The organism is Vogesella lacus, from assembly GCF_979366295.1.
Map to the genome: position 1 here is coordinate 28255 of NZ_CEETQT010000009.1, position 17763 is coordinate 46017.

A 17763-nucleotide genomic window follows, 5' to 3' on the forward strand; every position below is an offset into this window, starting at 1 on the left:
TCAGTCTCCGAGCAGGGCCAGCAGGCCGGCTTCGTCCAGCACGGTCACGCCCAGCTCCTGCGCCTTCGCGAGCTTGCTGCCAGCCTCTTCGCCCGCCACCACATAATGGGTTTTCTTCGAGACGCTGCCCGATACCTTGCCGCCGGCTGCCTCAATCAAGGCCTTGGCCTCGTCGCGGCCCATGGTCGGTAAGGTACCGGTCAGCACGAAAGTCTTACCGGCGATGGCATCGTTCTGCGGAGCGGCGTCTTCTTGCGGCAAACTGGCCAGCAAATCGCGACGATAATCGGCCACTACCTGCAGGCTGGCACGGTTGCTGGCCACATCCAGCCAGTCGGCCAGCGCATTGACGACCTCGGCCGGCAAATCAAGCCGGATCAGCTCGATACGCGGCATCGCGGCCAACCTTGCCGGCTCGGCCACTTGCGTGGCCAGTTGCTGGGCGCGGGTGTCGGTCAAGCGTGGCACGCCGAGTCTGGCGTAAAGGTTGGCCGCAGCCAGTTTTTCCTGCAGCTGCGCCTTGGGTGCATGCTCACCCTGCGGCTGCACGCCGGCAGCCAGCAAGGCATCCACAACGGCCTCGTTGCGCGGCTCGGCAAAAAATTCGGCAATCGCCTCGGCCACCACTGCGCCGATATCAGGCAAGGCGGCGAGAATCGCGCGCGGTGCGCGGCGGATATTCGCCAGCGTGCCCAGCCAGTCAGCCAGCGTCTTGGCAGTCGATTCGCCGACATGGCGGATGCCGAGCGAGAACAGCAGGCGCGCCAGTGGCGGCGTCTTGCTGGCGGCGATGGCCGCGATCAGATTCTCTGCCCACTTGGTCGCTACCTTGCCAGCCTTGACGGTCTCCGGCGTCACGCCTTCCTGTTCGTCGGCGCGCCGTTTCATCTCCAGCAGATCGTCCAGTGTCAGCCGGTAGAGATCGGCCACATTGCCGACATAATCAAACTCGACAAGCTTGTCGATGTATCGGTCACCGAGGCCATCGATATCCATCATGCGGCGACCGGCAAAATGCTGGATCGCCTGGGTACGCTGCGCCTTGCAGACGAGGCCGCCGGAGCAACGCGCAATCGCCTCGCCCTCTTCGCGCACCACATGGCTGCCACACACCGGACAGGCCGTCGGCAGACGATACGCCGAGTATTGCGGCTCCTCGCTGCTGCTGAACAGATCGCCACCCGCAGCAGGCAGCATCGGGCGCTTGTCGAGCACAACGGCGACGACTTCCGGAATCACATCACCGGCTCGACGCACGATGACGGTATCGCCAACGCGCACATCCTTGCGCCGCACCTCGTCCTCGTTATGCAGCGTGGCATTGGTCACGGTGACGCCGCCGACGAATACCGGCTTCAGCCGTGCCACCGGCGTAATCGCGCCGGTGCGGCCAACCTGTTCCTCGATCGCCTCGACGATAGTCAGCTGCTCTTGCGCCGGCAGCTTGTGCGCGACAGCCCAGCGCGGCTCGCGCGAGCGGAAACCCAAGCTTTGCTGCAAGGCCAGCGAATTCACCTTGTACACCACGCCATCAATCTCGAAAGGCAAAGACGCACGCCGCGCCTCGACTTCATCCTTGAAGGCTGCCAGAGCCGCGCCGCCACGCACGATTGCATTGTGCTCACAAACCGGGAATCCGAACTCGCCTAGCGCAGCGATCAGCGCAGCCTGGGTATCGGGTTGCGCCGCCCAGCCCTCAACCTCACCGACACCGTAAACAAAGAAGGACAAACGGCGGCTGGCGGTCACTTTCGAATCCAGATTGCGCACCGCGCCGGCGGCAGTATTGCGTGGATTCACATAGGTCTTGCCGCCACTGGCCAGCTGCTTTTCGTTCAGGCGCGCAAAATCATCCAGCCGCATATAAACCTCGCCGCGCACTTCAAGTACCGCCGGCAAGACAGTTTGCGGCTGCGCGTGCAGTTGCAGCGGAATCTGGCGGATGGTGCGGATATTGGCAGTCACGTCTTCACCAGTCGTGCCATCGCCACGCGTGGCGGCCTGTACCAGCACGCCATTTTCGTAACGCAGGCTGATGGCCATGCCGTCAAACTTGAGTTCGGCCGAGTATTCGACCGCGGCATCCTGCTCGCCCAAGCCCAGCTCGCGACGAATGCTGGCATCAAACGCCAGCGCGCCAGCCGCCGAGGAGTCGGTCTCGGTGCGGATGGACAACATCGGTACGACATGAGCAAGGGGGGCAAACTCGGACAACGGCGTGCCACCCACCCGCTGGGTCGGCGAAGTGCTGCCTTGCAGCGCAGGATAGTCTTTTTCGAGCTGCGACAACTCGCGAAACAGCCGGTCGTACTCGGCATCCGGCACCGTCGGCGTGTCGAGCACATAGTATTCGTGGTTGTAACGGTGCAGCAGTGCTGTCAGCTCGGCGGCGCGCCGTACGACAGCTTCAGGCAGATTGTTCGTCATTTCATTTCCGCAATTCAAAAGCAAGACGCCGACTGCGGACAGTCGGCGTGGGCATCATTCTCGGGTTTGCGGCCAAGCTCAGGCAAACAGCCGCAAGGCGGCAACGCTGCCAGGCGCGATACCGCGGTCGTCCATCATGCCGTAGATTTTCACCAGCTGATCACGGATCTTCAGCAGGCTGGCCTCGTTCAGCTCGCGGCGGTTGTCATCCACCAGCCGTGCATCAAACTCGGCGGCCAGGTGCAGGGAAAACTGGATGGCACGGTCAAACACTGCCGCGCCACCGGCAACACGCGGCACGTCAAACATCAGGGTCAAGGCCGGGAACTGCTTGTCGAGCAGATTGTGCAGGGTAAACGGTTGCTGGTCGGCAGAAGCGAGCGAGTACAGCGAATTGCCCGAATCAGCCAGATAGTGGAACTGGCCATCCGGCTCCAGCTGCAAGCCGCCGGACTCGACCACACTGCGCAGACGCTGACCGGAGATTGGCGCACGCGGCACGATATTGATACCGATCAGCACATCGACATCCGCACAGAAGTTATCGAGCTCGCGCGCGGCCACCAGCTTTTGCTGGCGTTGTGGCAGGCTGGCCTCGGCACCGAACTGCTCGGCGTATTTCTGGATCTGCTGGCTGAAGCTGATCAGCTCCTGCTCGGTTACCGCACCACCGCGATCGACCAGCTGCAGACCGAAGTTGATCTGCTTGTAACGCATGCCGGGCAAGAGCTCGGCCGGCGTCCACAAGCCGCGCTCGGCGCGCAGGATGATCTGTACGCGCTTGGCCACATTGAAACGCGGCAGGCTTCCAAGTGAAACCGGCTTGTTGAATACGACTTCGGCAATGTAATCGAGTGAAGGATCCAGCATCGAGGCGATCAGAGCCTGATGGTCGGCCGCATCCAGCGCCGGGTCGTCTTCCGGCAGCGGCTCGTCTTCGATCACTGGCGCGGGCGGCACCGGCATCACCGGTGGCGGCATATCGTTCAGATAAGCAGGCTGGTCGTCATCGTGATCATGCAGCAGGACCGGATCCAGACGCTCGTGACGGCCATCGCGTACATGATTTTTCGGCACATCGAGCAGAACATCTGCATGCGCATTGCCAAAGGCCTGACGCGTTTTCTTGCGAAAGCGCCATTCCTGATATGAGTTGAATGCTACGACCAGGGCAATGACCAGAATGCCCACAGCCAGCAAACCGATTTGTATTTCGCTCATCGAGCCTTATCCACAACCGAGCCTTGTTTTGTCAGCACGATATTATAACAAACAGCCGGCGACAATGACGCAAGCCTGCTGTCATGAATTCTTTTATCGAAATGGCGGTTTTATTAACAATTAGCCGCCTTGTTCAAGACGGAAGTATACCGGTACATCAAGCGTTGCGGGCACCGGCTGCCCATTTTGTACGCCAGGTGAAAATTGCCAGTCGGTAACGGCCTCGCGTGCTGCACGATCCAGCCGCACAAAACCACTGGATTGCAAGAGCTTTACCGACTGCAAACGTCCTTGCGCATCCAGCTGCAAACGCAGCCTCACTACGCCCTCTTCCTGTCGTTCACGCGACAGCTCGGGATACGGCGGCTTGGGCTGCTGCCGCACCCGCGCCGGCTGATCCGGCTGGCTGCGCGCATTCGCACTGCCGCTAGCGCCAGGCGAATTACCTGATACCGCCGCCGGTGGTTCGGCATTGTTTTTGCCGGTGCGATCAGCCGTAGCCGCAGAGTTGGCCGCAGTGGCGGCGACAACGCTTGAAGGTGGCACCGCGGGCGGCAAAGGTCGGGATTTTTCTGGCACTGGCGCAGGAGAAGCTGGCACTACGGCGGCCGGCTGAGGCTTATTTGCCGGCTTATTTGCCGGTTTGCTATCTCGCACGGCTGGCTTGGCCGCGGCAGGCTTGATCGGTGCGGGCTGCGACCTTGCGGCCACAACGGGAGCAGGCTCCAGCTCGTCGCTGGCTAGCAGCAAGATGCTGGGCGGCACGGCAGCGGCTGGCGGCAGCGGCATGGCGGCGGCCAACAGCCACAGCAGCAAGCCATGCAGCAGCAAGGACGCCAGCAGCGCGCCGCGCATCTCAGGCCGTTTCGCGCATCTTCAGCGCCTCGACAATATCCACCGCCACGATGCGGCTGCAGCCCTGTTCCTGCATGGTCACGCCCACCAGCTGCTCGGCCATCTCCATGGTCAGGCGGTTGTGGCTGATGTAGAGGAACTGGGTATGCTCGGCCATTTTTTTCACCAGATCACAAAAACGGCTGGTATTGGCGTCGTCCAGCGGCGCATCGACTTCGTCCAGCAGGCAGAACGGTGCCGGATTCAGCGAGAACAGCGAGAACACCAGACTCATCGCAGTCAGTGCCTTTTCGCCACCTGACAGCAGGTGGATGGTGCTGTTCTTCTTGCCCGGCGGCTGGGCGATGATCTGGATGCCGGCCGACAGCAGGTCCTCGCCGGTCAACACCAGCTCGGCGCGGCCACCGCCAAACAACGTCGGGAAGAACTCGCTCATCTTGCTGTTCACCGCGTCATAAGTCGCCTGCAGCATCTCGCGGGTTTCGCCGTCGATCTTGGCAATCGCCTCTTCCAGCGTCGCCATCGCCTGCAGCAGGTCGTCGGTCTGGCTGGTCAGATAGTCGCCGCGCTTTTGCGCTTCTTCCAGCTCCTGCAGCGCGGCCAGGTTCACCGCGCCCAGATTTTCGATCGCGCGCGCCAGTCGCGCGATTTCGGCGGCCAGGGTGTTGGCTTTCAGATTGTCATGATAATGCGGCAGCAGCTCGGCCTCGTCGGCTCCGGCCGCCACCAGCTCCTCGCGATAACGCTCGAGGTTCAGCCGCGCTTCCTGATGGCGTAGCAGGCTGGCCGATCGTGCCTCGCGCAAGGCCGGCAAGGCGGCGCTGATCGCCTGCTGCTGCTGGCTGTAGACGCGCAAGGTTTCGGTCAGCGCATTAAGCTGGTCGCGACTGGCGGCCAACACCGTCTCGCGGCTCTCGCGTAACAGCAAGGCTTCTTGCAGAGCATCATCCGGCGCGGCCTCGTCAACTTCTTCGCTTTCCATCGCCAGCGTTTCCAGCCGCTCCTGAAGCTGTTCGTCGCGCTCGCCCAGTTCGCGCGCCCGGCGCGCCAGCTCGGCGACTTTCTGTTCGGCCACATGCTGCGCCAGTCGTACTTCGTGCAGCAGGCGCTCGGCATCGCGTGCCCGATTGCGTGCCAGCTCCAGCCCGGTTTCGGCATTCAGCCGCGCCAGCCGGCTTTCTTCCAGCCCCTCCTGCAGTGTTTCCAGCTGCAGCTCGCTTTCCTCGGCCAGCATTTCGGCCTCGGCCATATGATCCAGCGCGGCGGTTTTCTCGTCCTGCAGTCGCTGCTGCTCGGCGCGGATCGCATTCAGTCGCGCCGCGCCCTGCCGTGCCGCCTGATCCAGCTTGACCTGCTCCAGCGTCACGGCATTGAGTTCGGCCTCGAGGCGCGACACCGCGCCTTTTTGCGCGCGGATCGCCTCGGCCAGCATGCCCAGTGTCGATTGCAGCCGTTCACGCTTGATCTGTAATTCGGCCTGCTGCGGCTGGATCGCCGCCAGCTTTTGCGCGGCGGCATCGCGGGCTGCCTGACGCGCCATCATGCCGTCGTCGCTGCCGGCGGCGTGATAGCTGACGCTGTGTGTGCCGACACGATGACCTTGCGGCGTGATCCAGCATTCGCCGGCCTGCAGTTGCGCACGCATTGCCAGTGCCGTCTCAAGGTTGGCCGCACAGCGTATGCCGCCCAACCAGTCCTGCAACGCGGCGGCAAATTCACCGGCGGCGCTGATGCTGTGCAGCAGGCTGTCGGCCGGCTGCGTCGCGGCCACGGCCTGTCGTGACTGGTCAACCAGGGTCAGCGCCGCCGGCGGCAGGGCATCCGGCAGCGCGGCGCTGCGTGCGGCCAACCTGTCGCCCAGCGCCACCTCGACCGCGCTGCGCCATTGTTCGTCTACCTTGAGGCTGGCCCACAGCCCCGGGCGCTCGGCCAGCTGCTGTGCCGCCAGCCAGCCGGCCAGCTGTTCGCCGGCCGCCTCGCGCGCCAGCACGGCATCAAGCGCCGCGACTTCGGCCTCGGCTCGCGCCGCTTCGCCATGCTGACGGTTGATATCGCGATCCAGCTGTTCGCGCTCGGCGCCCAGATCGGCCTGCTTGGCCTCGTCTGCGGCCAACCTTGCGCGTACCGCTTCCAGCGCGCTTTTGGCGCTGGCCACTTGCGCCGTCGCCGCGTCTTGCGCCGCCTGCTCGGGCAGGTTCAGATCGCGCAGCTCGTGTTGCAGCGCCTGTTCGCGCTGTTGCAGTTGTTCAAGATTGCGGCGCAGATGCTCGCCCTGCTGCCGCGCCAGATCGCGCTCGCGCGTCAGATTGGCAATCTGGCTCTGGCGCTGGTTGTAAGCCTGTTCCGCCTGACGGTATTTCGCCTCGGCTTCGGGCAGGCCATCACTGCCTTCTTCCAGCACCAGCTGCGCTTCTTCAAGCTGATACTGCGCGTCTTCTCGCTTGGGCAGCCACTCGTCGAGCTCGCTTTCCACCAGCTGTTTCTGTTCGGCCAGTTGCTGACGCTCGTTACGCGCGGCAGTCAGCTCGCGGCTCAGCCGTTCGCGGCTTTGCTGGCGATGACGTTGCTGTTCTTCGAGTCGCGCCAGCGTGGCATTGGCTTCGAACAAGGCCTGCTGCGCGGCGTGCACGCTGTCACTGGCGGCGTAATGGCTTTCGCGCACCGTTTCCAGCTCGCTATCGAGCCGCGTCAGCGCTGCTTCCTGTGCCTGTTCTTCGGTTTCGAGGCGCGCAAGTTCAGCGCGCTCGGCGGCTTCGGCACGGGCGGCTTCTTCACGGCGCACCAGCGCCAGCAGGTTCTGCTTGAAGGTCAGCGCGCCGCGCATGTCCTGATAGTTGGCCGCAACCTCGGCTTGCTCGCTGAGTTTCTCGACCTGACGCGCCAGCTCCAGCTTGAGGTCTTCGATACGGATGAGATTGTCGCGGGTGTCGGCAAGGCGGTTTTCGGTCTCGCGGCGGCGCTCCTTGTAACGCGATACGCCGGCAGCTTCTTCCAGATAGGCACGCAGCTCTTCGGGGCGGGCTTCGATGATGCGCGAGATCATGCCCTGCTCGATCACCGCATAGCCGCGCGCGCCGACGCCGGTACCGAGGAACAGATCGGTAATATCGCGGCGGCGCACCTGCTGGTTGTTGATGTAGTAGCTGGATTCGCCCTGGCGCGTGAGGACACGCTTGATGGCCACCTCGCCATACTGGCCGAAAGGGCCGATCAGGCCGCCATCGCTATTGTCGAAGACCAGCTCGACCGAGGCGCGCGATACCGGCTTGCGCGTGCTGGAGCCATTGAAAATCACGTCCTGCATCGATTCGCCGCGCAGCTGCTTGGCGCTGGATTCGCCCAGCACCCAGCGCACGGCGTCGATCACATTGGATTTGCCGCAACCATTGGGGCCGATCACCGCCACCAGTTGGCCGGGCACGGCGATTGAGGTCGGATCGACAAAGGATTTGAAGCCCGCAAGCTTGATATGGGTGAGGCGCAAGACAGTTTCCGGCTAGAGTCTGATTCAGCCCGCTATTCTAGCAAGCCTGCCCGCTACTGCCTGCCGCTTTATTTTGGCCGCCCTCTTTGCCGGCGGGATATTGGTTGCCATAATGCAGCCATGGAAAACCTGAGCCTAGCCAATCACTTCCTGATTGCCATGCCCGGCATGTCAGACCCGCTGTTTGCCAAGAGCGTGGTGTATATCTGCGAGCACGGCGAACACGGCGCCATGGGCGTCATCATCAACAAGCCATCCGGCCTCGTGCTGGCGCAACTGCTGGAGCAGATCGACCTGCCACTGGCCGATGACAGCGCCAATACCCTGGCCGTGCACTTCGGTGGCCCGGTACAGCCGGATCGCGGCTTCGTGCTGCATCAGCCTATCGGCAACTGGCAGTCCAGCCTGACCGTTACCGACGATATGGCGCTGACCACCTCCAAAGACATCCTCAAGGCCGTCGCCGATGGCGAAGGCCCGGACAAGATCTTCGTCAGCCTCGGCTATGCCGGCTGGGAGAAAAACCAGCTCGAGGAGGAGATTGCGGCCAACCAGTGGCTGACAGTCGCCGCCGAAGACTGGGTGATTTTCGACAGCGCCGACGAGGAGCGCTATCGCAGCGCCACCCTGTTGCTGGGCTTTGACCCCTCCCTGCTGGCCGGTGGTGCCGGTCATGCATAAGGGCACGGTACTCGGCCTCGACTTCGGCGAAAAACGCATCGGCGTGGCATTGGGCGAGCCTGAAGTCGGCATCGCCAGCCCGCTGGAAACCATCCGTCACGAAGCCAACGACGCGCGTTTTGCCGCCATCGACAAGCTGGTGGCCGAATGGAAGATCAGCGGCTTTGTCGTTGGCCTGCCCATGCATATGGATGGCACCGAACATCAACTCACCCAGCTGTCGCGCAAGTTTGCCCGCCGCCTGAAAGCACGTTACAGCCTGCCGGTGTGGCTGGTCGACGAGCGGCTGACGTCGGTGATTGCCGAAGACATGCTGCACGAAGCCGGCGTGCACGGTCGCCGCCAGAAAGAGATGCTCGATCAGGTGGCCGCCCAGGCGATTCTTGCCGGCTGGTTCGAGCAACCCGGCGAGGCAATGGCCTGATGGCCATCCGCGCGCTGCTGATCGACATCGACGACACGCTGTGCGATGACGAACACGCCTCGCGCCACGGCCTGTATGCGCTGCTCGCCGCCCACCAGCTGGATATCGAACCCGAACAGGCGTTTGGCCACTGGCAGCAACTCACCCGCCTGCACTGGACGCGATTCGAACGCGGCGAATGCAGCCTGATCGAACAACGCCACGCCCGCATCCGCGGCCTGCTGCAGCAGGATCTTGACGATGCCGCCGCCGAAACCGCCTTCCAGCCCTATCTGCACGGCTACCGCAGCAATTGGAAGCTGTTTGACGATGTGCCAGCCTTTCTCGCTGCGACAGCTCATCTGCCGCGCGTGCTGGTCAGCAATGGCCATCATGAAGTGCAGATGCGCAAACTGGCGCACACCGGGCTGGATGCCCATTTTGCCCATCTGCTGACGCCGCAAAACTGCGGCTTCGCCAAGCCTGACGCCGGCATTTTCGAGGCCGCCGCGAGGCTGGCTGGCGTCGCACTGCCAGACTGCATGGTGATAGGCGACGATCTGGTACGCGATATCGGTGCGGCCAACTCGCTAGGACTGGCCAGCTTCCACGTCGATCGCCGTCGCGAAGGCGGCAGCCTGCTAGATCTGCTGTCGATCTTGGCCGCCGGCTGAATCTTGTCAGCGCCACCCCCACCCATGCTGGAACAATGGCTGCGCGCCGACGGGCAGCGCATGCGCTACCTGCAAATCGTGCGCGATATCCTGGGCTGAGAATTCTGGCTGGCCGCCGGTTTTGTACGCAATCTGGTATGGGACAGACAGCACGGCCATGAGGACACGCCGCTGTCTGATTGGGAGGCGCTGTTTTCGCTGACCATTACCCGCAATCCGCGCTTTAGTGGCGGCGATGCTGCGTGGCAGCAACGACAGGCGGAAAAACAATGGCCACAACGTTGGCCGCAACTGCGCTGCCACGAGCAGTAAAAGCAAAAGGGCCGCTTGCGCGACCCTTTTGTCTTGACCAGCATCCGTCAATCAGAAGTGGTTCTTTTTCTTCTTGCCCTGCCATTCTTCGCGCACTTTTTCTTTGCGCTCACGGTTGGCGGCATCGGCCTCTTTCGCTGCCTTTTCCCACACTGCCCACTCATCCGGCTTTTCCAGCGAGATACGGCCAATCGCGCCGGCGCGGAAATCAGTCAGGATCAGCTCGGCGGTTTTCTGGATGTTGACACGGCCACCCGGCAGCATCGCGCCACGCTTCTTGCCGATTTCTTCCATCAACTGCCAGTCTTGCAGGCCATCAAAGTCGGCCACGTTGTAACGCGCTTTCAGCTCGTCAACATAACGCGGCATTACATAGGCCAGCAGTTCCAGCGCAACTTCTTCTTCGTCCAGTGCATTGCGGCCAACGGCGCCGCTGGCGGCGAGGTTGTAACCGGCTTGCGGCACCAGAATCTTCGGCCACAACATGCCCGGCGTGTCGTACAGCTCGATTTCATCGGTTAGCAGAATGCGCTGCTGACCCTTGGTGATACCCGGCTCGTTACCGGTCTTGGCGATGCGGCGACCGGCGATGCTGTTGATCAGCGTGGATTTGCCGACGTTGGGAATGCCGCAGATCAGCACGCGCAGCGGCTTTTCCAGTGTGCCGCGATGCGGAGCAACATCGAGGCAAGCCTCGATCAGGCGTTGCGATGGCGACTTTTCCGAGGCATCGAGGCCAATGGCGGCGGTGCCGGGCTTTTTGCGATACCAGTTCAGCCACAGCTGGGTAACGGCCGGGTCGGCCAGATCCTGCTTGTTCAGTACCTTGATCGCCGGCTTGCGCTTGGCGATCTGGGCAATCATCGGGTTGGCGCTGGAGCCCGGCAGGCGTGCGTCCAGCATTTCAATGACCACATCGATTCCGCCAAGACGCTCTTGCAGCTCTTTCCTGGCTTTGTTCATGTGTCCGGGGAACCATTGGATGGCCATGGTGTTTATCGCTTTCTCAAAGGATCCAGTAAATTCGTCAGCCCGTTGTGGTCGAGCTCATGCATCAGCGCCAGCAGGCGACCGATCTCGCCGGGCGGAAAGCCCTCGCGTGCAAACCAGTTGAGGTAATGGCCGGGCAAATCGGCGATGGCGCGCCCCTTGTATTTGCCATACGGCATGGTGCGCACCAGCAACAGTTCGAGATGTTCGGGAGTCATGAGTCAATCAGCGGGAAGGGGCGCATTGTGCCAAACTGCGGCCAACCTTGCACCTGTGAACTTACATTGGCAACTCGCGCCTGTCGTTATAGGCCAAAAAGCCGCGAATAACGCGGTAGACATACCACACCCAGGTGATGCCGAGGATCAGGAAACCGATGCCCATCAGCCAGATAGTCGCCCCGCCGACCACAAAACCGAGCAGCCCCCACCAGAAGGTATGAATCTGCCATTGAAAGTGGCTTTCCCACAGGGTATCGCGGGTTTCGGCGCGCTTGATGTAGTTGATGATCACGCCAATGATGGCGGTAACACCGGCCATCAATGCCACGGCTTGCAGGATATACACCACCAGAACCAGCTTTTGCAGCTGGTCGTCCTGCGGGATACGTTCGAAATAACCGTTTTCCATATTGCGTCCTTTATCGGTTTATCGGGATGCGCTGCAAGGCGCTGCGCAGTGGCTGCAAGTTGTGCTGCAGTTGCTCGCGCAATTGCAATGACTGCTGCACTACATTGCCGTCGGCGATTTGCCAGATGCCACCGCCGCCGCAGGTTTGCATCACACTAGGTGTGCGCCGGGCCGCAAAGGATTGCAGCTGTGGCACCGGCAATGACAGCTGTGCAGCAAGGGTTTGCAGCTTGAGCTGGATGCTGTCCATCAAGGCCAGTTCGGCAAGATTCAGCGCCAGATGATGCAGAGAGAATACCATGACCCGTGCGGCCAACCAGTCGCCGCGCTGCGGGCTTTGCCCCTGCGCGGACAGATAGGCCAGTGTGCGCACTTCGGGAAACAGCGATTCGAGAACGACCAGACGTCCGGCCAATGGCAGCAGATCAGGCAGGCGCAACAGCGGATTACCCGGCAGGTGCGAGGCCTGTTCGACATCGTTCACGATGCATAGTTCGATCGCCAATTGCATAGTCTTGGGTGACAGCAGATGTGCGGGTATCAGTTTCATGTTCAGCTCCCGCCACCGTCTCCGACCCATCAAAAACACAAAGCCGCCGGAGTCGGCGGCTTTGTTCAGGTATCGGTATCTGTAACTCAGTGTGCAGAACGCCCTGGTGCCGCCAGCGGGGAGCGGTAACCATAATAATAAGCGGCGGACACAAAGCGGATCACAGTATTCATGCGTTGATAGTGAAGGATGATATGCACCACTGTCAATCTTTCGGCGCGAATTACGCCTTGATACAACAAATAATGCACGAATCGCGCAAATACACTGATCCACCAGCCCTCACCGCCCACGTCTGATGGCCAGGTTTGCGCAATCTACGCAGCTGCCTGACAAACAAAAACAGGATGCCGCCCGCGAGGCAACATCCTGTCCTGTTTGCGGCTGCGGCCAAGGTTGGCCGCAAGCTGCCACTTACATATTCGGATAGTTCGGGCCACCGCCACCTTCCGGTGTGGTCCAGTTGATGTTCTGGGTCGGGTCCTTGATATCACAGGTCTTGCAGTGCACGCAGTTCTGCGCATTGATCTGCAGACGCGGCTCGCCTTCTTCCTTGCCGACAATCTCGTATACGCCGGCCGGGCAGTAACGCTGTTCCGGTGCTGCGTACTTGGAGAGGTTGACCTTGATCGGTACGCCGGCATCCTTGAGTTTCAGATGCGGTGGCTGGTCTTCGCTGTGATTGGTGTTCGAGATGAATACCGAGGACAGACGATCAAAAGTCAGCACACCATCCGGCTTCGGATAGCTGATCGGGCTGAACTCTTCGGCCGGGCGCAGACATTCGTGGTCTTGGTGACGATGACGCAGCGTCCACGGTGCCTTGCCGCCGAAGAGATAGGTGTCGACCGCCGAATAGATCATCGCCGGCCACAGACCCCAGCGGAAGGACGGACGAATATTGCGCACCTTGTACAGCTCTTCGTGCAACCAGCTCTGCTTGAAGCGCTCGGTGTAGCTGGCCGCCTCGATGGCCTTGCCCTCTTCCGCGCCCTGCAATGCGGCAAATACAGCCTCTGCGGCCAACATGCCGGACTTCATCGCGGTATGGGTGCCCTTGATCTTCGGCACATTGAGGAAGCCGGCAGTATCGCCAACCAGCACGCCGCCCGGGAAGCTCAGCTTCGGAATACTCTGCAGGCCGCCTTCGGAAATCGCACGTGCACCATACGACAAGCGACGCGCGCCTTCAAACACGCCCTTGATGGCAGGGTGAGTCTTGAAGCGCTGGAATTCTTCATACGGCGACAGGTAAGGATTTTCGTAATCCAGACCGATCACGAAGCCGACGACGACCTGGTTGTTTTCCAGGTGGTAAAGGAAGGAGCCACCATAGGTGCTGCTGTCCATTGGCCAGCCGGCGGTGTGGGTGATGCTGCCCGGCTTGTGATGCTCGGGTTTGACTTCCCACAGCTCCTTGATGCCGATGCCGTAGGTTTGCGGGTCTGCCCCCACGCGCAGTGCAAAGCGGGTAAACAGCTCCTTGGTCAGCGAACCGCGACAGCCTTCGGCAAAGATGGTCTGTCTGGCCCACAGCTCGATGCCCGGTTCGCCTTCTTCCTCGCCATGCTTGCCGGTGCCGACGTTGCCGGTGGCAACACCTTTGACCGAACCGTCTGCGTGATACAGCACTTCAGCAGCCGCAAAGCCGGCGTAAATCTCGACGCCCAGCTCTTCGGCCTGCTGACCCAGCCAGCGACAGAAGTTGCCAAGGCTGATGATGTAGTTGCCGTGATTGTTCATCTGCGGCGGCGTTGGCAACTGGATGGACTCGGTTTCGGTCAGCAGCAGGAAGCGATCCTTGCCGGCCGGTGTATTCAGTGGCGCGCCTTTTTCTTTCCAGTCCGGAATCAGCTCGTTCAGCGTGGTCGGCTCCAGCACGGCGCCAGACAGGATGTGAGCACCGATCTCCGAGCCCTTCTCCAGCAGACAGACGCTGATCTCCTGGCCTTGCTCGGCCGCCAGCTGTTTCAGACGGATGGCCGTGGCGAGGCCGGACGGACCACCACCAACGACAAGCACGTCGTATTCCATGTATTCGCGTTCCACCGCGTTCTCCTTTGTGCGGACGGCAATAAATAAGCCCAATGATGCAATGATTGTCCGCCAGCGTCAAAATCAAACAAGCGTTTAAACGGTACCATTGGCGCGTAGTTGCGCAATGGTAACGGCATCGTATCCCAATTGTTGCAGCACGCTGTCGGTATGCTGGCCCAAAGCCGGGGCCGAATTCCGGTATTGCAACGGTGTGCCGGACAAGCGAATCGGGCTCGCCACTTGCGGCACCAGATTGCCGTTCTGATCGGGCAAATCGATCTGCAACTGGCGGTGGCGGATCTGCGGATCGGCAAATGCCTCGGCAACATTATTGATCGGCCCGCACGGCACACCGGCCTCATCCAGCAGCCGCAGCCACTCGTCACGACCTTTTGCCATGAAGGCCGCCGCCAATTGTGGCACCAATGTATCGCGGTGTTGCACACGCTGCTGATTGCTGGCGAAACGCGGGTCTGCGGCCAACTGTGGCAAAGCTGCGACCTCGCACACCGCGCGGAACTGCTTGTCATTGCCGCAGGCCAAGATGAAATGACCATTCTCACCGGTGGCAAACACTTGGTAAGGCACGATATTCGGGTGGCCATTGCCCAGACGCGGCGGCACTTCACCACCGATCAGCCAGTTCATATTGACGTTGGCCAGCATCGCCAGCGCACAGTCAAACAGCGCCATATCGATATATTGGCCTTCGCCAGTTCGCTCACGCGCAAGCAGCGCCGCCTGTACGGCGTTGGCCGCATACAGGCCGGTAAACAGATCGGTAACCGCCACGCCGACCTTGTGCGGTTCGCCATCAGCCGGGCCGGTAATACTCATCAGCCCCGACATGCCTTGCACGATGTAGTCGTAACCGGGCAGCTCGGCATAAGGGCCATCCTGGCCAAAACCGGTAATCGAGCAATACACCAGCCGCGGGTTGATCGCCTTGAGGCTGTCGTAATCCAGCCCGTATTTGGCAAGGCCACCAACCTTGTAGTTTTCCAGTAGCACATCACAATTTGCAGCCAGGCTTCTGATGATGGCCTGCCCTTCGGCCTTGGTGATATCCACCGTCAAGGACTGCTTGCCACGGTTGGCCGCCAGATAATAAGCCGCCGTGCCGTCAGCCAGCGCCGGTGGTGACCAGTGGCGGGTATCGTCGCCAGCTCCCGGCCGCTCGACCTTGATCACCTCGGCCCCCAGATCGGCCAGCAACTGCCCCGCCCACGGGCCGGCCAGCACACGGCTAAGATCCAGTACCCTGATACCCTGCAATGCAGCAGCCATTACACGCTCCTTGCGGCCAGATTTGACCGGAAAAAACGGCCCGCTAGCGGGCCGAAAGAACAGACAGGATCCAAACCCGAACCCGTCTTAGCCAGCCGAGAATGCCTGCAAGCCGGTTTGCGCACGGCCCAGAATCAGCGCATGCACATCATGGGTACCTTCATAGGTATTGACCGCCTCAAGATTCATCACATGGCGGATGACGTGGAACTCATCCGAAATGCCATTACCACCGTGCATGTCACGCGCAATACGGGCGATATCCAGCGCCTTGCCACAGTTGTTGCGCTTGATCAGCGAGATCATCTCCGGCGCCGCCTGCCCTTCATCCAGCAAGCGGCCAACCCGCAAGGCAGCCTGCAGGCCCAGAGAGATTTCGGTCTGCATATTGGCCAGCTTCAGTTGCACCAGCTGGGTTGCGGCCAACGGACGGCCGAATTGCTGACGATCCAGCGTGTATTGTCGTGCCGCGTGCCAGCAGAATTCGGCAGCCCCCATCGCGCCCCAAGCAATGCCATAACGCGCCTTGTTCAGGCAGCCGAACGGCCCTTTCAGCCCTTTGACATTCGGCAGCAAGGCATCCTCACCGACTTCGACGTTATCCATGACGATTTCACCGGTAATCGACGCGCGCAGCGAGAACTTGCCCTCGATCTTTGGCGCCGACAGCCCTTTCATGCCCTTCTCCAGCACAAAGCCGCGAATCTCGCCTTCATCGTCTTTCGCCCACACCACAAACACATCGGCGATCGGACTATTGGTAATCCACATCTTGCTGCCATGCAGTACATAGCCGCCCTCAACCTTGCGGGCACGCGTTTTCATGCTGCCCGGGTCCGAGCCGGCATCCGGCTCGGTAAGCCCGAAGCAACCTACCCACTCGCCACTGGCCAGCTTGGGCAGATATTTGTCTTTTTGCGCTTCGCTGCCATAAGCCCAGATCGGATGCATGACCAGGCTGGACTGCACAGACATCGCCGAACGATAGCCGGAATCCACCCGCTCGACCTCACGCGCTACCAGGCCGTAAGCCACATGCGACAAACCGGCACAGCCATGGCTGTCGATCGTGCACCCCAAGAGACCCAGCTCGCCCATCTCGCTCATGATTTCGCGATCAAAACGCTCCTCGCGATTGGCACTAAGCACGCGTGGTAACAGGCGCTCCTGACAGTAGGCATAGGCGGTGTCACGCACCATGCGCTCTTCATCAGTCAATTGCATGTTCAACAACAGGGCATCATCCCACTGGAACGGGGCACGAACGTTACTGGCAGCCATGAAACTCTCCTTTGTTCCGCTATGCAGAATTATGTTCTACTATGCAAAATAGGCTAGCAGCGAGATACAGGCATGTAAAGTTTTTCTTTGGCATGCCCAAGGTGCTGCACTATTCTTGCCACTGTTTTTGAATTGGGGGTGCCATGAGCGTGGCTAACGAGATCGAAGAAGAAGAGAAGGATCGCCTGTTTGTCGGCGCACTGGCACGCGGCCTGAAAGTCCTGGCAGCCTTTCAACCAGGTGAACAGGCCTTGTCCAATTTGCAGTTGGCACAACGTACCGCCCTGCCCAAGTCAACGGTCTCCCGTCTGACTTATACGCTCACCAAACTGGGTTATCTTGCTCAGGATGAAGTGACAGGACATTACCGCCTCGGCAGCGCCGTACTCAGCCTTGGGGCGAGCGCGCTGGGCAGCTACGACCTGCGCCGCATCGCAGCGCCACTAATGCGTGAATTTGCGCTGGAGAACAATATCTCCATCAGCCTTGGCATCCGGGATAGCACCGATATGGTGTATCTGGAAAGTTATCGCAGTCAGGCTCGCGTTTCAGTACAACTCAGCATAGGCTCGCGCGTACCACTGGCCACTACCGCCATTGGCCGTGCTTATTACAGTGCCCTGCCTGACAACGAACGCGAACAGTTAGATCAGCAACTTGCCCAGCGCTATGGCAAGCAATGGCCTGAAATAAACGCCCGCCTGCAAGAAGCCATGAATACCTGCCATCAGGATGGCTACAGTGAGTCATTCGGCGAATACGAACAAGATGTGATGGCCGTCGGCATTGCCCTGCCCGCCATCATGCCAGGGATGGTTCTGATGAGCCTCAATGCCAGCGGCCCCGCCTATACCCTGAGCGTTGAAGAAATGAGACAGCGCATTGCACCGGCTCTGCAAAGGCTGTCCCGACAAATTCTCCCCCGCTGAAG

Annotated in this window: 16 protein-coding genes; 5 read left to right on the forward strand and 11 right to left on the reverse strand. The window is 60.9% G+C overall.

Annotated elements, in window-relative coordinates; genetic code table 11:
- The 4 genes from ligA to smc form a co-directional block, all read right to left on the reverse strand.
- Positions 1-2427 (reverse strand): NAD-dependent DNA ligase LigA, encoded by a 2427-nt coding sequence (ligA, locus tag ACZ9W6_RS12430; protein ID WP_465191479.1) that lies wholly within the window; start codon positions 2425-2427, stop codon positions 1-3.
- Between the two features lie 78 nt (positions 2428-2505).
- A complete protein-coding gene (locus ACZ9W6_RS12435) occupies positions 2506-3648 on the reverse strand; it encodes a cell division protein ZipA C-terminal FtsZ-binding domain-containing protein (RefSeq protein WP_465191480.1) in 1143 nt (380 codons plus the stop codon).
- Between the two features lie 120 nt (positions 3649-3768).
- The gene (locus ACZ9W6_RS12440) at positions 3769-4503 is read right to left on the reverse strand and encodes an energy transducer TonB (protein WP_465191481.1); all 735 of its coding nucleotides are present in this window, start codon (positions 4501-4503) and stop codon (positions 3769-3771) included.
- A gap of 1 nt (position 4504) precedes the next feature.
- Entirely contained in the window at positions 4505-7987 is a 3483-nt protein-coding gene (gene smc, locus ACZ9W6_RS12445) for a chromosome segregation protein SMC (protein ID WP_465191482.1), read from the reverse strand.
- Positions 7988-8107: 120 nt separating this feature from the next.
- Here smc and ACZ9W6_RS12450 point away from each other — a divergent pair, with 120 nt between their 5' ends.
- From ACZ9W6_RS12450 to ACZ9W6_RS12465, 4 genes are all read left to right on the forward strand, one after another.
- Positions 8108-8668, forward strand: a complete 561-nt coding sequence (locus ACZ9W6_RS12450) for a YqgE/AlgH family protein (RefSeq protein WP_465191483.1) — start codon at positions 8108-8110, stop codon at positions 8666-8668.
- A complete protein-coding gene (gene ruvX, locus ACZ9W6_RS12455) occupies positions 8661-9092 on the forward strand; it encodes a Holliday junction resolvase RuvX (RefSeq protein WP_465191484.1) in 432 nt (143 codons plus the stop codon). Before ACZ9W6_RS12450 ends, ruvX begins: the two co-directional genes overlap by 8 nt.
- Complete coding sequence (locus tag ACZ9W6_RS12460) at positions 9092-9745, forward strand: HAD family hydrolase (RefSeq protein WP_465191485.1); 654 nt, start codon at positions 9092-9094, stop codon at positions 9743-9745. The genes ruvX and ACZ9W6_RS12460 overlap by 1 nt, the downstream gene beginning before the upstream one ends.
- A gap of 108 nt (positions 9746-9853) precedes the next feature.
- Positions 9854-10057, forward strand: coding sequence for a hypothetical protein (locus ACZ9W6_RS12465; RefSeq protein ID WP_465191652.1), 204 nt, complete (start codon positions 9854-9856; stop codon positions 10055-10057).
- 51 nt (positions 10058-10108) lie between these two features.
- On the opposite strand, the gene ylqF is transcribed toward ACZ9W6_RS12465, so the two are convergent.
- From ylqF to ACZ9W6_RS12500, 7 genes are all read right to left on the reverse strand, one after another.
- Positions 10109-11047 (reverse strand): ribosome biogenesis GTPase YlqF, encoded by a 939-nt coding sequence (gene ylqF / locus ACZ9W6_RS12470; protein ID WP_465191486.1) that lies wholly within the window; start codon positions 11045-11047, stop codon positions 10109-10111.
- 5 nt (positions 11048-11052) lie between these two features.
- Entirely contained in the window at positions 11053-11265 is a 213-nt protein-coding gene (locus ACZ9W6_RS12475; RefSeq protein WP_465191487.1) for a DUF3820 family protein, read from the reverse strand.
- 61 nt (positions 11266-11326) lie between these two features.
- On the reverse strand, positions 11327-11677 hold the full coding sequence (locus tag ACZ9W6_RS12480) for a DUF4870 family protein (protein ID WP_465191488.1): 351 nt from the start codon (positions 11675-11677) through the stop codon (positions 11327-11329).
- Positions 11678-11687: 10 nt separating this feature from the next.
- On the reverse strand, positions 11688-12227 hold the full coding sequence (locus tag ACZ9W6_RS12485) for a hypothetical protein (RefSeq protein WP_465191489.1): 540 nt from the start codon (positions 12225-12227) through the stop codon (positions 11688-11690).
- A 414-nt stretch (positions 12228-12641) separates the two neighbouring features.
- Positions 12642-14261 carry an electron transfer flavoprotein-ubiquinone oxidoreductase gene (locus ACZ9W6_RS12490; RefSeq protein ID WP_465191653.1) on the reverse strand — a complete coding sequence of 540 codons (1620 nt, stop codon included), beginning with the start codon at positions 14259-14261 and terminating at the stop codon, positions 12642-12644.
- Positions 14262-14357: 96 nt separating this feature from the next.
- Positions 14358-15551, reverse strand: coding sequence for a CaiB/BaiF CoA transferase family protein (locus ACZ9W6_RS12495; protein ID WP_465191490.1), 1194 nt, complete (start codon positions 15549-15551; stop codon positions 14358-14360).
- A gap of 87 nt (positions 15552-15638) precedes the next feature.
- Positions 15639-16832, reverse strand: a complete 1194-nt coding sequence (locus ACZ9W6_RS12500) for an acyl-CoA dehydrogenase (protein ID WP_465191491.1) — start codon at positions 16830-16832, stop codon at positions 15639-15641.
- 143 nt (positions 16833-16975) lie between these two features.
- Between ACZ9W6_RS12500 and ACZ9W6_RS12505 the strand changes: the two genes are divergently transcribed.
- Positions 16976-17761 carry an IclR family transcriptional regulator gene (locus ACZ9W6_RS12505; RefSeq protein WP_465191492.1) on the forward strand — a complete coding sequence of 262 codons (786 nt, stop codon included), beginning with the start codon at positions 16976-16978 and terminating at the stop codon, positions 17759-17761.
- Positions 17762-17763: the final 2 nt, after the last annotated feature.

What these genes read in the sequence shown, in the direction of transcription:
- ACZ9W6_RS12490 (WP_465191653.1), bottom strand. Translation starts at nt 14,261, where the DNA reads ATGGAATACGACGTGCTTGTCGTTGGTGGTGGTCCGTCCGGCCTCGCC.
- ACZ9W6_RS12480 (WP_465191488.1), bottom strand. Translation starts at nt 11,677, where the DNA reads ATGGAAAACGGTTATTTCGAACGTATCCCGCAGGACGACCAGCTGCAA.
- ACZ9W6_RS12485 (WP_465191489.1), bottom strand. Translation starts at nt 12,227, where the DNA reads ATGAAACTGATACCCGCACATCTGCTGTCACCCAAGACTATGCAATTG.
- ACZ9W6_RS12500 (WP_465191491.1), bottom strand. Translation starts at nt 16,832, where the DNA reads ATGGCTGCCAGTAACGTTCGTGCCCCGTTCCAGTGGGATGATGCCCTG.
- ACZ9W6_RS12495 (WP_465191490.1), bottom strand. Translation starts at nt 15,551, where the DNA reads ATGGCTGCTGCATTGCAGGGTATCAGGGTACTGGATCTTAGCCGTGTG.
- ACZ9W6_RS12440 (WP_465191481.1), bottom strand. Translation starts at nt 4,503, where the DNA reads ATGCGCGGCGCGCTGCTGGCGTCCTTGCTGCTGCATGGCTTGCTGCTG.
- ylqF (WP_465191486.1), bottom strand. Translation starts at nt 11,047, where the DNA reads ATGGCCATCCAATGGTTCCCCGGACACATGAACAAAGCCAGGAAAGAG.
- ACZ9W6_RS12435 (WP_465191480.1), bottom strand. Translation starts at nt 3,648, where the DNA reads ATGAGCGAAATACAAATCGGTTTGCTGGCTGTGGGCATTCTGGTCATT.
- ACZ9W6_RS12450 (WP_465191483.1), top strand. Translation starts at nt 8,108, where the DNA reads ATGGAAAACCTGAGCCTAGCCAATCACTTCCTGATTGCCATGCCCGGC.
- ACZ9W6_RS12460 (WP_465191485.1), top strand. Translation starts at nt 9,092, where the DNA reads ATGGCCATCCGCGCGCTGCTGATCGACATCGACGACACGCTGTGCGAT.
- ACZ9W6_RS12505 (WP_465191492.1), top strand. Translation starts at nt 16,976, where the DNA reads ATGAGCGTGGCTAACGAGATCGAAGAAGAAGAGAAGGATCGCCTGTTT.
- ligA (WP_465191479.1), bottom strand. Translation starts at nt 2,427, where the DNA reads ATGACGAACAATCTGCCTGAAGCTGTCGTACGGCGCGCCGCCGAGCTG.
- ACZ9W6_RS12475 (WP_465191487.1), bottom strand. Translation starts at nt 11,265, where the DNA reads ATGACTCCCGAACATCTCGAACTGTTGCTGGTGCGCACCATGCCGTAT.
- ruvX (WP_465191484.1), top strand. Translation starts at nt 8,661, where the DNA reads ATGCATAAGGGCACGGTACTCGGCCTCGACTTCGGCGAAAAACGCATC.